The sequence below is a fragment of the Novosphingobium jiangmenense genome, assembly GCF_015694345.1.
In the GTDB taxonomy this organism is placed as follows: domain Bacteria; phylum Pseudomonadota; class Alphaproteobacteria; order Sphingomonadales; family Sphingomonadaceae; genus Novosphingobium; species Novosphingobium jiangmenense.
On sequence record NZ_JADQDC010000001.1, the window covers coordinates 53,168 to 66,616 of the forward strand.

A 13,449-nucleotide genomic window follows, 5' to 3' on the forward strand; every position below is an offset into this window, starting at 1 on the left:
GAGGTCAGGATCAGAACTTGACCTTTGCCTGGATGCCTGCGGTGCGCAGTTCGGGCAGGCCGACCAGCAGCGCCGAGTTGTAGGCGGTGCGGCCGAAGGTCGGCGTAAAGGTGAAGTTGTCGGCGATGCTCGTGTAGTTCTTGTTGTTGAACACGTTGGTCACGAACAGTTCGAGGCTGGTGTTGCCCTTGCCGATGCCGGCGCGGAAATTGACCACGTGGCGATCCGGCGTGCGGACGACGTTGGCCTGGTTGGACCAGACGCCCGACTTGTAGTTCCAGTCCGTGCGGGCGAACCACGTGCCGTCCTCGACGCCGCGAATGTCGCCGCCGAACTCGACCATGGCCGTGGCCGAGTACTTCGAGGCGAGCGGCTGCTCCTTGCCCGAGAAGTCGAACACGCCGGTCAGCTGGCTGATCGCGCGGCCCGAGAAACGCTTGATGTCGCTGAGGTTGATCGCGCCAGAGGCGGCGAGCTTGATCAGGTCGTTCACGCGCAGCGAAACGTCGCCTTCGATACCGTAGAGATCGACCGAACCGGAGTTGGCGTTGCCGCTGACGAAGGTCTGGTTGTTGGGGTTGAGCGGGGTGGGGTTGGCGACGATCACCAGGATCTGGTTGATCTGGTCACGCCACTTTGCGTAGTAGCCCGCGAAAGTGAAGGTGGCCTTGCCATCGAGCGCGCGGCCCTTCACGCCCATTTCGAAGTTGGTGACCTTTTCCGGATCGACCGAGAGCGTGATGCCCGCGGCCTTGGCGGCCTGCTGCACGGTGGCCGACTGGTTGATGATGCCGGTGCTGAACGAGCCGGGGTTCACGCCCTTGGCTGCCGAGGCATAGACCATCAGATCGGGATTGATCTGGTAGTTGACGATCGCACGCGGCAGGAAGTTCTTGTAGGTGCGCTTGGTCAGCAGCGAGTCCGCGGCATAAGTCCCGGCAGGCAGGTAGGTGCTGTCGGTCAGCGTCAGGCCGGCAGGGCCGACATAGGCATAGAGCGTATCGATCTGGTAGCGGCCTTCGATGCTGAGCGACAGGGCGTCGGTAGCTTCGAAAGTGGTGCCGAAGAACGCGCCGAAAGTCTTGGCGCGGTCAAAGCCGCTGGCAGTTGGGAACGAGGAGATGCCGAGCGCGCCGTTGCCACCGCCGAGGTCCGAACGGACCTTGGCATCGAGCAGGCTGGCGCCGACCACGCCGCTGAGCGGGCCGAACTCGTAGTTCACGCGGCCTTCGAACGAATGGTCGAGCTGTTCGCGTTCCACCAGGAAGGGGAAGTCGAAGTAGCTGCGCGAACCGGGGCCGCCGAACGGGTTGGGCAGGGCGGTGGTGTCGTAACCGTCGAGATCGGAGAACTGGCTCCAGTGCTCGTTGTTGTAGCCTGCCAGCAGCGAGACCGAGAGGGCATCGGACAGCTCGTAATCGAGCGTGGTGTGCAGGTGGTAGGACTTGCGGAACAGGCCGTAGTCCTGCGTGCCCTGCGAGGGCGACAGGATGCGGCCGCGCGGGGACGCGAGGTAGTTCGTGATGAACGAATCCTTCAGCGTGTTCGACGAGACCGGGTTCACCAGACCGGGCGTAACGCCGCAGAAGTAGGGCAGGCTGATCGTTGCGCCGCCCTTGAGGCCGTCGACGTCGCCGGTCAGCGTGCAGTTCGACTGGCCCTTGAGGATCAGCGTGCCGGTGCTGTCGAGATAGTTGGCGGCCGTCGTCACATCTTGCGCGTTGAGGCGGGTGTTGGCGGCGACGCCGTCCTTGTCTTCGGCGTAGAAGCCGAAGGCCTTGATCTTGAGGCGGTCGGTGGGCTTGGCGACGATCAGCAGCGAGCCGCTGGTGCTCTGCTGGTCACCCAGCGTGCCGCCGTCATAGGCGTTCTTCCACGAACCGTCCTTGGCCCAGCGGTCGCCGGTCAGGCGGAAGGTCAGCATGTCGCCGACGATCGGGCCTTCGATCTCGGCACGCAGGCGATAGTTCTTGCGCGTGCCGACCATGGCAGTGACCGCGCCCGACCATTCGTCGCCTGGGGTCTTGTTGACGATATTGATGGCACCGGCGAAGGTGTTGCGGCCGAAGTAGGCGCTCTGCGGGCCCTTCAGCACTTCGACGCGTTCGGGCGTGCCGACCGAGTTGAGCATCGAGGGCGAGGCGACGGCGACGCCGTCGATGAACATCGAAGTGGTGGTCGAGAGCACGCCCGAGGGGGTGAAGCCGCGCAGAATGATCTGCTGGAACGAACGGTCGGCACGGCCCGAGGCGTTGTTGTTGATCGAGAAGCCGGGGGTGTTCGCGGCAAGGTCTGCCACCGAGACGACGGCGCGCTTTTCGAGTTCCTGGCTGGTCAGCACGGAGAGCGTGACCGGCGTCTTGAGCAGGTCTTCCTCACGCTTGCGCGCGGTGACGACGATGGCGCCGGAATCTTCGTTCTCGGCAGCCTGCGGTGCTTCCTGCGCGAAGGCGGGTGCGGCGATGCCCATGGTGGCGACAAGCGCCATGACGGAAAGCGAAGCGGTGGACCGCTTCATGAAAGACTTCGTGTTCATTGTTACCCCTCGATTGAGATGTTGAGCGGTCGGCGCGCGGCCGTCCGGTTCGTCCCTGCTGTGGCGCGCCGGGTTGCCCGGTCTCGCCGATGTTCTTGTGATTTTTCTGGTTTGTAGCCTCTCCTGGGTGTCAGGTCTTCAGGTCGGATTGCCGGCCATGTATTCGAGAATGTCGAAGCGCGGGCTGGTCCAGCCCTTGCGGTCGAAGATTTCCGGCGTGTGGTCCTGCAGGCCCTTCAGGGCCTTGGCAGGGATCTGGTCGAGCGAGCGGACCTTGACCCCGGCGGAACGGCCATAGGTGCGGCCGGGGCGCGAACCCATCGCCATCCACGGATGCCACGATCCCATGTTCTGGAAGTGGTGGAAGGCATCGGCAGAGCTGATGTTGTCGTCAAAGGCCTGCGCGACCGGAGCGCCATTGGTGGACACGGTGTCCCAATAGGCGATCGGGCCGGAGGAGAACTTCGGGAATTTTTCGGGGCTTACCGGATTGGGGCGGGCCATGTCGGCCATGGCGCTGACGAACAGGGTGCCACCATAGGCCTCCATGCGCATCGGCTTGGGCGTGAGTTCGGCACCCATGGCAACCATGCCGTCAGGTCCGTGGGTGACGGTGAAGGGGCCGCCGAGGAACTGGAAGGGCTTGCGCACCTCGCCGGTCAGCGGGTTCTTCCATTCCTCCAGCACGTCATCGGTATCGAAGGCGCAATAGACGCCGCATTCGAAGGTCTTGGCCTGATAGCGGTTGCCCGGCAGCGGGGTCCATTCGTTCACGCTGAGATGGTTGAGCGTGTAGAACGGCACGAGATTGCCCTCGCCGGTGTAGCCATAGATGTTGAGGCGGTAGAAGATGTTGACCGTCTCGGCCTCGCACGAACCGGCGACGCGGGCGCGCACCCGGGCGCGGGTGGCGGGATCACGCAGGCGTTCCATCGCTTCGGCGTCCGAGATGGCGGGGGAGGCCTTGACCCTGGCGCCGGACTTCGCGGCGAGGGCGGGAGCGGCGGCGAGCCCTGCGGCAAGCGGCAGGCCAGCCATCATGGAACGGCGGGTCAGGTCAGCGGACATCTGGCGAACTCCCCGGACAGCGGATTCGCTGTCTCTGCTTGTCCCGGGAAGATGGCTGCAGACGAATGACAGCGCAGTGCAGACGGTGCCAGTGCTCGCCTGTCGGATTCGCGGTTTGGCGCTAGCGCCCGCCGGTAACGTCGAGCGTGGTGCCGGTGACGTAGCTAGCCTCGTCGGAGGCGAGAAAGAGCACGGCGTCGGCCACTTCGCGCGGGGTGCCGAGGCGGTGCAGCGGGGTCATGCGGATCGGCGAGTATTCGAGGCCGTCGTCGTGCATCTTCTTCAGGTAGGGTCCGGCGAGTTCGGTGTCGATCGGGCCGGGGGCGACGGCGTTGATGGTGATGCCGTGATCGGCCAGCTCTATGGCGAGGGCGCGGACGAAGCCGGTGACTCCGGCCTTGGCAGTGGAATAGGCACTCGCCCCGACATGGAAGGCGTTCCACACGGTGCCGTTGCGCGCGCCGGAGGAGAGGCAGACGATCCGGCCATGGCCTTGCGCCTGCATCACCGGCACGAAGGCACGGGTGCACAGGAACATCGAGCGCAGCGACAGCGTCATGGTGTGGTCCCAATCGGCCACCGAGAGGTCGGCAATCCGCCCGCTGCGCCCGCCGCCGACGTTGTTGACGAGGATCGAGACGGGGCCGAGCGTTGCAGCCTCGCTGGCGAGATTGGCGACGCTGGCCTCGTCGGTGACGTCGCAGGGGACGGGCAGTGCTTCGGCGCCGAGATCGCGGACTTGGGCGGTGACTTCCGCGAGGCGGGCCTCGTCGCGCTCGGCCAGAACAAGACGGGCCCCCTCTTCGGCAAAGCGCAGCGCGGTGGCCTTGCCGATGCCGAGACCGGCCCCGGTGACGACCGCGATGCGCCCTTGCAGCCTCACTTCAGGCCGGACAGGAAGGTGACCGCCTCGGCCTCGCTGACGACGTCGGCGTACTTGGCGTTCATGTCGAACAGGTTGGCCTCGTGCGGGGCGCTGTGGCGATCGCCGCAGGCATCGGCAATGACGGCGGTGCGGAAGCCGTGGCTCATGGCATCGACGCAGGAAGCGCGGACGCAGCCCGAGGTGGTGAGGCCGGTGAGCAGCACGGAATCGACGCCCATCGCGGTCAGCGTCGAGGCGAGCGAGGTGCCGAAGAAGGCGCTGGGATACTGCTTGGAGACGACCAGTTCGTCGGCGAAGGGTTCGAGGCCCGGCCCCCATGCGCCCATCGGGCTGCCCTGGAGGAAGTTCTTGAGCGGGGCCGCCTTTTCGAAGAAGCGGCCGCCGTCGATGGCGCTGGGATGATAGACCACGTTGGTCAGGATCACCGGGACGCCCGCCGCGCGGGCTGCTTCGCGCACGCGCAGGGCAGAGGCGAGAGCATCGTCGACACCGGCGTAGAGTTCGCAGGATTCGTCGAAATAGCCCATGCAGAAGTCGATCAGGATCAGCGCGGGGCGCGTGCCGAAGCCTACCCGCCGGTCATAGGCCTTCTTGTAGTTGGCCAGCAGGTCGTCGTTCTCGCTCATGCAGTGGTTTCCTCGGGGTAGAGCCAGGGCTGGATCTTGCGCTGTCCCGCCTCGAACGCGGCGATGTCGTCGGCGAAGCGGGCCAGCACGAGGTCGGTTTCGTCCCATCCGTTGAGCAGGGCAAGCCGTCTTTCGGGCGAGATGTCGAACCGCACCGGGGCGGCATTGCCGACGGTGACGGTCTGCGCTTCGAGATCGACGGTGAAAGCCACGCCGGCGGCGGCAGACGCGAGCATCTCGGCGACCTGTTCGGGCGGGAGGATCACGGGCACGATGCCGTTGCGCAGGCAGTTGTTGTGGAAGATTTCGCCCAGCGCAGGCGCAATCACCGCGCGTACGCCGAGGCCGTGGAGCGCCCAGACGGCCTGCTCGCGGCTGGAGCCGGAGCCGAAGTTGGCACCTGCGACGATGACGGGCGGCGCGCGGAAGGGTTCGGTGTTGAGGACATAGCCTGCGACTTCGCTGCCATCAGCATCGTAGCGGCGATCGTGGAAGGCGTGCTGGCCGAGGCCTTCGCGAGAGGTCAGCAGGAGGAAGCGCGCGGGGAAGATGATGTCGGTATCGATGTTCTCTTCCGGCATCGCCGCGGCGGGGCCGGTGACCGTGGTGAAACCGCTCATGCCACGAACTCCCGCGCATCGGCGATATGGCCCGCGATCGCGGCGGCAGCGGCCATGGCCGGGCTCATCAGGTGGGTGCGCCCGCCGGGGCCCTGACGGCCCTCGAAGTTGCGGTTGCTGGTGGAGGCGCAGCGGTCTCCGGGGGAGAGGCGATCGTCGTTCATGGCGACGCACATCGAACAGCCGGCAAAGCGCCATTCGAAACCGGCATCGGTCAGGATGCGGTCAAGCCCTTCGAACTCGGCGGCCTTGCGCGTGGCCATGCTGCCGGGGACGACGATGGCCTTGACGCCGGGGGCGACCTTGCGGCCCAGCGCGATGGCGGCAGCGGCGCGCAAGTCCTCGATCCGGCCATTGGTGCACGATCCGATGAAGACGTGGCTGACCGGGGTGCCGAGCAGCGGCGTGCCGGGGGTAAGGCCCATGTAGGCAAGCGCCTTTTCCGCCTCGCGCCTCTCGCCGGGATCGGCAATCTGCGCCGGATCGGGCAGCGTGGCGCTGACCGGCAGGGTCTGGTTCGGGCTGGTGCCCCAGCTGACCTGCGGGGCGATTTCGGAAAGGTCGAGCGTCACGACCTTGTCGTATGTCGCGCCGGGATCGCTGCGCAGGGTGTCCCAGTATTCGCAGGCCTTGGCGAACATCTCGCCCTGTGGCGCGAGGCGGCGGCCCTTGACGAAGGCGTATGTCGTCTCGTCCGGCGCGACGAGGCCGATGCGGCTGCCGGCTTCGATGGTCATGTTGCACAGGGTCATGCGCTCGGCCATGGCCATGGCGGAGACGGCGGGGCCGACGTATTCGACCGCGTGGCCGACCGCGCCGTTGGCGCCGATCCTGGCGATCAGGGCGAGCGCGATGTCCTTGGCAAAGACCAGCGGGTGACGGGTGCCGACGAGTTCGACCTTCATCGTCTTCGCGCGGGTCTGGCGCAGGGCCTGCGCGGCCATGACGGTGGACTGCTCGCTCGCGCCGATGCCGAAGGCCAGAGCGCCGAAGGCACCGTGGGTGGTGGTGTGGCTGTCACCGCAGACTATGGTGGTGCCGGGCAGGGTGAAGCCGGTTTCCGGGCCGATGACGTGGACAATGCCCTGCTCCGGGCCATTCACTTCGGCATAGGGCACCGCGAATTCGCGGACGTTGGCCTCAAGCTCGGCGATCTGCGAGGCGGCGAGGGGATCGTCGATGGTGCCGCGCTGGCGGGTGGGGATCGCGTGATCGGCGACGGCGAGGTGGGTTTCCGGACGGCGCAGCTGGCGGCCCTTGGTGCGCATGGCGACGAAGGACTGCGGGCTGGAAACCTCGTGGACGATGTGCCGGTCGATGTAGAGCAGCGTCTCGCCGCCACCCAGATCGGCGATGACGTGGGCATCCCACAGCTTTTCGTAGAGGGTACGCGGCTTCACGGCGCCTTTACTCCGATTTGGGGCACTCCGGCTTCGACATAGGTCTCGATCCAGCGGGCGAAGCGGTCGGGCACTTCGAGCGGTGGATAGTGGCCGACGTCGGGCATCAGCACTTTCGAGATCGTGGCGTTCCTGAGGTAGCGGGTGATCGCGGTGACCGCCGCTTCAGGGAGGAGCGGATCGCCGCTGCCCCAGACGAGGAAGGTGGGCGCCTTGATCTTCTCCATCTCGATCGCGGCCTGCTTGCCATCACCGATGCGGGCGACCATGGCGATGGGGTACTTCTCCGGGCTGCGGCGGTTGAAGTCCCAGTATTCCATGCGCGTGCGGTGGCTGATCCGCGCCGGATCGCCGGAGAAGAACGAGAGGTACTGGTCCCAGAAATCGAAGTCCTGATAACCGGTCTTGCGCGCGCGGTCCTGCGCGGCAAGGAAGGCCGGGGTCTGCACCATGTGGCTGGTATCGACCGGATCGGACGGGGTGTTCGACAGGATCAGCCGCTCGACCAGTTCGGGGCGCTTGGCGGCAAGGTACATCGCCATGGTGCCCCCGCTGGAAACGCCGACGGCGGCGGCGAGCCTGTTCACGCCGAGGCCCGCGAGCAGGCCTTCGGTGACTTCCACGGGCTTGACGTTCGCCGCCGCCTCGTCGGTCGCAGGCGAGGACAGGCCGTAGCCGGGGATGTCGAAGCGGATGATCCGGTAGCGCGGCTTGAGCAGGACGGCGATGCGGTCCCAGGTGCGCAGGCTGCTTTGCGAACCGTGGATCAGCAGCAGCACCGGGGCCTTGCGCGGGCCTTCGTCCTTGTAGTGGATTTCCATGCCCTTGACGGTCATGTAGCGGCTCTGCCGGTCGGCATATTTCGCGCGCAATTGCGCCACGGTGAGGCGCGGCGTGGCGGGCGAATCGGGCGCATTGGCGGCGATCTGCGCAAGGGCGGGCGCGGTGCCGGCCAAAGGCACGAGGACAAGCGCCGAGAGCAGCATTTTCAAGGGTTTCATGGGGCCTCCGGTGCGCAGGTTTCGCATGAAGCTATACCCTCCGCCTATCCGTGATTGGCGTATTTTCCGAAAGCCATGCTTGTCTATCCGACAGGTGGTGAGCACCACCCGCGCAATCGACACGAGCCTGTTCCTTGTGGCGATTGGCAGCGTGAACAGGCCTGTCCTATGGCTGGGCGCCTGAGGGAACGAGACGAACATGACGATGGACCGGCGCACGTTTTCGCTTGGCGGGATTGGGCTGGCCGCGCTGGCGGCAAGCCAGCCTGCGTTCGCCGCGCGCAAGGCGAAGAAGGCTGCGCCCGCAATCGCTCCGCGCAAGCCGGGGCAGAGCGACGTGATCGTGCTGGGCGCGGGGGTTTCCGGCCTGCAGGCGGCGTGGATGCTGGAGCAGGAGGGCAAGACCGTCACCGTGATCGAAGCGCGCGAGCGTGTCGGCGGGCGGATCTGGACGCTGCTCGATCAGCCGGGCTACCCGGAAATGGGCTTCAACTCGATGGCCGAAGGCTATGGCCGGGGCCTCGATGCCGCGAACCGCGCGGGCGTGGAGATGGTCGAGGTCGGTGCGCGCTTTCGCTATGGCGCGCCGCCGCTGCTGTGGATGAACGGCAAGCCGATGACGCGCGCGGAATGGGCGGCGTTTCCGGGCAATCCGCTGCCGGACAAGCTCAAGATGCTGCTGCCCGGCGAAGTGGTGGGCAAGCTGGTTTCGGACAACAACCGCCTGGCCGACTGGTCAAGCTGGCACGATCCGGCCAATGCCGCGCTCGACATCTCGCTCTACGCGTTCCTCAAGGGGCAGGGGCTTTCCGACGCGGCGATCCACCTGTGCTGGGATCTTTCGCCCTATTACGGCACCAACGCGTGGGACGTTTCCACGCTGATGATGGAATACAACGACGGCTTCGTGAAAGGCCAGATGGCGGCAGGCACGAAGTCGCTGTCGGTCAAGGGCGGCAATATCCACCTTGCCACCGGCATGGCCAGGCTGCTCAAGGGCGACGTGCTGCTCGGGCGCGAGGTGGTGGCGATCACGCAGGATGGCGGCACGGCGACGGTTCACACCGCCGATGGCGCGACGTTCAGCGCGCCGCACGTGATCTGCTCGCTGCCGTTCTCGGCGCTGCGCAACGTGAAGGTGCTGCCCGCGCTGGAAGGGCCGCAGGCGCAGGCGGTGGGGCAGCTGGGCTATCAGCCGATCTCGATGGTGTTCGCGACGGCCACCGCGCCGTTCTGGGACGAGGACAAGCTCGCCCCCGGCATGTGGACCGACGGGCCCTTGGGCACGGTGATGCCGCAGCGGTATGGTGCCACTCCGGAGGAGATCACCGGCTTCATCGTGCAGGCGCGCGGCAATCTGGCGCTCTACTGGGACCGCATGGGGGCGGAGGCCGCCAAGGCGATGGTCGTCCGCCAGATCGAGACGCTGCGCCCCGCCGCCAAGGGCAAGGTCGCGGCGCACAGCTACTTCAGCTGGGCGGGCGAGCGGTTCAATGGCGGCGACGTTTCGTTCTTCGGGCCGGGGCAGGTGCAGTGGCTGGACGAGATGATCAAGCCGGCGGGCCGCGTCCATTTCTGCGGGGAGCATACCGCGCAAGGCGCGCGCGGGCTGGAAGGCGCGCTGGAATCGGCCGAGCGCGTGGCGCTTGAGGTTTTGACCGCCTGAGGCGGCAACTGAGTTCAGGGGTAAGTCACTGATGGAATACGATTACATCCCGCTGCCGCAGCGCCAGCCGCTGGTCTGGCCGAACGGTGCCCGGGTCGCGCTGATCCTGACGTTCAATCTCGAGACGTGGGACCTGACCAAGGACACCGACAAGCCCTATTACGCGGGCGGCCCGGCGATCCTGCCCGACGTGCTGCCCGGCAACACGCCCGACTTTCCCAACTTCACCTGGCGCGAATATGGCCAGCGCGTCGGCCTGTGGCGGCTGATCGACCTGTTCGACGAGCTTGGCGTGAAAGCGAGCTGCACGACCAATGCGGTGACGTTCGAACGGCGCAAGGCGATGACCGATGCCGTCCTTGAACGTGGCTGGGAACTGCTGACCCACAACTGGGAGCAGGGCGAGCTGCTTTCGAGCTTTGCGCATGAACCGGCCAAGGAACGCGACATCATCCTGCGCAGTCTCGACCAGTTCGAGAAGTTCACCGGGCGCAAGTCCAAGGGTTGGCTCTCGTCCAGCTTGCGCGGGACGATGCAGACGGCGGACATCCTCGCCGAATATGGCTGCACCTTCTACTGCGACATCATGAACGACGATCAGCCCTACCTGTTGCGCACGCCGCACGGGCCGATCGTTTCGGTGCCCTACTCCAACGAAATCAATGATTTCACCTTCATCACCCGCAAGAACTACACCACCAACGAATACCGCGATGCGCTGATCGAGGAACTCGACGTGCTCTATGCGGAAGGCGCGAAGACCGGGCGGATAATGAACCTCGGGCTGCACCCGCACGTTTCGGGTCGCGCCCATCGCGTGCGCGCGCTGCGCGAGTTCATCGAACACGCCAAGAGCCTGCCCGGCGTGTGGTGGGCGACGCGCGAGGAAATTGCAGATTGGTATCTGGCAAACCATGAATCGCATATTCCGGGGCAATTGAAGTGAGCAAGCCGGAGACCATCCTTATCGTCGGCGGCGGCGTGGCGGGCATGACCGCTTCGGCGGCGCTGGCCCAGCAGGGCTTCAAGGTGACGCTGCTGGAGAGCGCGCCACAGTTCGGCGAGATCGGTGCGGGTCTGACGCTGACGCCCAACGCGATGAAGGGCCTCGATTTCATCGGCATCTGCGAGGAAGCGGCCTCGGTTGCGGTCGAACCCACCCGCCAGCGCATCCAGCACTGGCAGGACGGGCGCACGCTGGTGGCGATGGACCGCTCGACCCAGCGCGCAAAGTACGGCGCGCCTTACATCACCGTGCACCGCGCCGACCTGCACGGCGTGATGACCCGCGCGGCCGAGCGTGCCGGCGTGGAGATGGTGGCCGGGGCGCAAGTCGTTTCCAGCAAGGGCACGACGGTGACGCTGGCCGATGGACGGCAGTTCGGCGCGGATGTGCTGGTCGGTGCCGATGGCGTGAAAAGCGTGATCCGCCAGCGCTTTGGCGATGACGAGCCGCACTTTACCGGTCACGTCGCGTGGCGCTGCCTGGTGCCAGTGACCGACGAGATCCAGGACCTTTCCGACTTCCCCGGCATCATCATCGGCCCCGGTGCGATGATGAACCGCTACAACGTGCGCGGGTCGAAGGTGATGAACTTCGTGTTCTTCGCGCGGCAGGATGGATGGAACGAGGAAGGCTGGACGACGCCTGCCGATCCTGCCGAGCTGCAATCGATCTATGGCCATTGGTGCGAGGATGCGCAGCGCCTGCTGAAGGCTGCCGTGGCGCAGCCGCTGTTCAAGTGGGCGATCAATGCGCGCAAGCCGATGGACACGTGGGTGCTTGATGGCAACGTCACGCTGATCGGCGATGCGGCGCATGCGATGACGCCGTTCCTTGGCCACGGTGCGGCTTGCGGGATCGAGGATGCGGTGGTGCTGGCGAGGGCGCTGGCGGCATCGGATTCTGCCACCGAGGGCCTTGCCCGCTACGAGGCGGCGCGGCACGAACGCGCGACCTTCATCCAGCAGGAATCGAACGCCAATGCCGATCGCATGCAGGGGCAGGACACCGACCTGTTCGGCCTGGGCGAGATGAAGGACGAGGAATCGCTCGGCCTGTTCACCTATGACCCGAGGACCGTCGCGGTATGAGCGTTTCGCCAGTTCCCTTTGATGGTAACCCGATTTCGCCTGAGACGGAGCGTTTCCTCGGGGAAACCCACCGGTTGCTGATCGGCGGGGAATGGGTCGAGGGATCGGGCGAACTGGAAACGCGCGATCCGGCAACGGGGTTGGTCTTGGCGAAGTTCCAGACCGGCGGTGCGGCGGAAGTGGACCGTGCGGTCAAGGCCGCGCGCGCCGCGTTCGAAGGGCCTTGGGGCCGCATGACCGTGGCCGAGCGTACCGCCCTGCTGCACAAGCTGGCGCGGGTGATGGACGCCAATGCCACGCTGCTGACCGAACTCGACGTGATCGACAACGGCATGCCGCGCTTCATCGCTGGCCTCACTACCGCAAACTGCGTCGAGATGATCGACTATTATGCGGGCGCGGTGATGCGGATCGAGGGCACGACCATTGCTCCGCCGCGCCACATTGCGGCAGAGACCGAGGCGCTGACCTATACGCTGCGCGAGCCGATTGGCGTGGCGGGCCAGATCGTGCCGTGGAACGTGCCGCTTTCGACCGCGATCCTCAAGCTCGCGCCCGCGCTGGCGGCGGGCTGCACGGTGGTGATGAAGCCCTCGGAAGAAACCCCGCTTTCCGCGCTGGCGCTGGGCCGGATGATCCTCGAGGCGGGCATTCCGGCGGGCGTCGTCAACATCATCAACGGCGTGGGGGCCGAGGCGGGGCAGGCGCTGGCCGAGCATCCCGGCGTCGACAAGATCTCGTTCACCGGATCGACCGCGACCGGCAAGCGCATCATCCAGGCCGCGCTCGGCAACCTCAAGAAGGTCAGCCTCGAACTTGGCGGCAAGAGCCCTGTCGTGGTCATGCCCGATGCCGATCTGGCGCTGGCCGTGCCCGGCGTGGCGATGGCGACGTTCTTCCTGCAGGGTCAGAACTGCATGGCGGGCACGCGCATCTTCGCCCACGCTGCGATCCATGACGAGCTGATGGAAGGCGTTGCCGCTTTCGCGCAAGGCATGACGCTCGGCCATGGTCTCGACTTTGCAACGATGCAGGGGCCGATGATCTCGGATGCGCACGCGGCCAAGGTCATGGGCTATATCGAGCGGGCCAAGGCCGATGGCGTGACGCTGATCGCAGGCGGCGAGAAGCTGGCACGGCCGGGCAACTTCATCCAGCCGACGGTGTTCACCGGCTGCGACAACGCCATGCCGCTGATGCGCGAGGAGATCTTCGGCCCGGTCATGGCGGTGCAGAAGTTCGAGGGCGACGATCTGGACGCCATTGCCGCGCTCGCCAACGACACGCCCTATGGCCTGTCGGGCAGCGTGTGGACGCGCGATCTTTCCACCGCGCACCGCCTGGTCAAGCGCATCCGCGCGGGCCACGTTTCGATCAACTGCCACGGCGCGGTCGGCACCAACATTCCGTTCGGCGGCTATGGCCAATCGGGCTGGGGGCGCGAGTTCGGGCAGGAGGGGCTGGACGCCTATCTCGAGACGAAGGCTGTCACGGCTCGACTCTGATTGCGCCGCTATGATTGGGTGGGGCCGTGGTTGCTGTAAGGCAGCGC

General features: G+C 66.1%; 11 protein-coding genes. 4 read left to right on the plus strand and 7 right to left on the minus strand.

Annotated features, from left to right (window positions below; all coding sequences use genetic code 11):
* Nucleotides 1-10 precede the first annotated feature (10 nt).
* The 7 genes from I2488_RS00250 to I2488_RS00275 form a co-directional block, all read right to left on the minus strand.
* A complete protein-coding gene (locus I2488_RS00250) occupies nucleotides 11-2,536 on the minus strand; it encodes a TonB-dependent receptor (protein ID WP_196273806.1) in 2,526 nt (841 codons plus the stop codon).
* 138 nt (nucleotides 2,537-2,674) lie between these two features.
* Complete coding sequence (locus I2488_RS00255; protein WP_196273807.1) at nucleotides 2,675-3,604, minus strand: DUF1838 family protein; 930 nt, start codon at nucleotides 3,602-3,604, stop codon at nucleotides 2,675-2,677.
* Between the two features lie 121 nt (nucleotides 3,605-3,725).
* Nucleotides 3,726-4,487 carry an SDR family NAD(P)-dependent oxidoreductase gene (locus I2488_RS00260; RefSeq protein ID WP_343070944.1) on the minus strand — a complete coding sequence of 254 codons (762 nt, stop codon included), beginning with the start codon at nucleotides 4,485-4,487 and terminating at the stop codon, nucleotides 3,726-3,728.
* Nucleotides 4,484-5,116 (minus strand): isochorismatase family protein, encoded by a 633-nt coding sequence (locus I2488_RS19445; RefSeq protein ID WP_246465387.1) that lies wholly within the window; start codon nucleotides 5,114-5,116, stop codon nucleotides 4,484-4,486. Before I2488_RS19445 ends, I2488_RS00260 begins: the two co-directional genes overlap by 4 nt.
* Nucleotides 5,113-5,736: a 3-isopropylmalate dehydratase small subunit gene (gene leuD / locus I2488_RS00265; protein WP_196273809.1), complete on the minus strand. Its 624-nt coding sequence runs from the start codon at nucleotides 5,734-5,736 to the stop codon at nucleotides 5,113-5,115. Before leuD ends, I2488_RS19445 begins: the two co-directional genes overlap by 4 nt.
* Nucleotides 5,733-7,136: a 3-isopropylmalate dehydratase large subunit gene (gene leuC, locus I2488_RS00270; RefSeq protein ID WP_196273810.1), complete on the minus strand. Its 1,404-nt coding sequence runs from the start codon at nucleotides 7,134-7,136 to the stop codon at nucleotides 5,733-5,735. Before leuC ends, leuD begins: the two co-directional genes overlap by 4 nt.
* Nucleotides 7,133-8,137, minus strand: a complete 1,005-nt coding sequence (locus tag I2488_RS00275; RefSeq protein ID WP_196273811.1) for an alpha/beta fold hydrolase — start codon at nucleotides 8,135-8,137, stop codon at nucleotides 7,133-7,135. Before I2488_RS00275 ends, leuC begins: the two co-directional genes overlap by 4 nt.
* A 199-nt stretch (nucleotides 8,138-8,336) precedes the next feature.
* Between I2488_RS00275 and I2488_RS00280 the strand changes: the two genes are divergently transcribed.
* Genes I2488_RS00280 through I2488_RS00295 form a run of 4 tightly spaced genes read left to right on the plus strand, consistent with a single transcriptional unit; the run spans nucleotide 8,337 to nucleotide 13,402 of the window.
* Nucleotides 8,337-9,803, plus strand: coding sequence for a flavin monoamine oxidase family protein (locus I2488_RS00280; RefSeq protein WP_196273812.1), 1,467 nt, complete (start codon nucleotides 8,337-8,339; stop codon nucleotides 9,801-9,803).
* A 31-nt stretch (nucleotides 9,804-9,834) separates the two neighbouring features.
* Nucleotides 9,835-10,749, plus strand: a complete 915-nt coding sequence (locus I2488_RS00285) for a polysaccharide deacetylase family protein (RefSeq protein ID WP_196273813.1) — start codon at nucleotides 9,835-9,837, stop codon at nucleotides 10,747-10,749.
* Entirely contained in the window at nucleotides 10,746-11,897 is a 1,152-nt protein-coding gene (locus I2488_RS00290) for an FAD-dependent monooxygenase (protein ID WP_196273814.1), read from the plus strand. The genes I2488_RS00285 and I2488_RS00290 overlap by 4 nt, the downstream gene beginning before the upstream one ends.
* Nucleotides 11,894-13,402, plus strand: coding sequence for an aldehyde dehydrogenase family protein (locus I2488_RS00295; RefSeq protein ID WP_196273815.1), 1,509 nt, complete (start codon nucleotides 11,894-11,896; stop codon nucleotides 13,400-13,402). The genes I2488_RS00290 and I2488_RS00295 overlap by 4 nt, the downstream gene beginning before the upstream one ends.
* Nucleotides 13,403-13,449 lie beyond the last annotated feature (47 nt).

Coding starts and splice junctions, on each gene's coding strand:
- I2488_RS00285 (WP_196273813.1), top strand. CDS start 9,835: ATGGAATACGATTACATCCCGCTGCCGCAGCGCCAGCCGCTGGTCTGG.
- I2488_RS00295 (WP_196273815.1), top strand. CDS start 11,894: ATGAGCGTTTCGCCAGTTCCCTTTGATGGTAACCCGATTTCGCCTGAG.
- I2488_RS00275 (WP_196273811.1), bottom strand. CDS start 8,137: ATGAAACCCTTGAAAATGCTGCTCTCGGCGCTTGTCCTCGTGCCTTTG.
- I2488_RS00255 (WP_196273807.1), bottom strand. CDS start 3,604: ATGTCCGCTGACCTGACCCGCCGTTCCATGATGGCTGGCCTGCCGCTT.
- I2488_RS00250 (WP_196273806.1), bottom strand. CDS start 2,536: ATGAACACGAAGTCTTTCATGAAGCGGTCCACCGCTTCGCTTTCCGTC.
- leuD (WP_196273809.1), bottom strand. CDS start 5,736: ATGAGCGGTTTCACCACGGTCACCGGCCCCGCCGCGGCGATGCCGGAA.
- I2488_RS19445 (WP_246465387.1), bottom strand. CDS start 5,116: ATGAGCGAGAACGACGACCTGCTGGCCAACTACAAGAAGGCCTATGAC.
- I2488_RS00280 (WP_196273812.1), top strand. CDS start 8,337: ATGACGATGGACCGGCGCACGTTTTCGCTTGGCGGGATTGGGCTGGCC.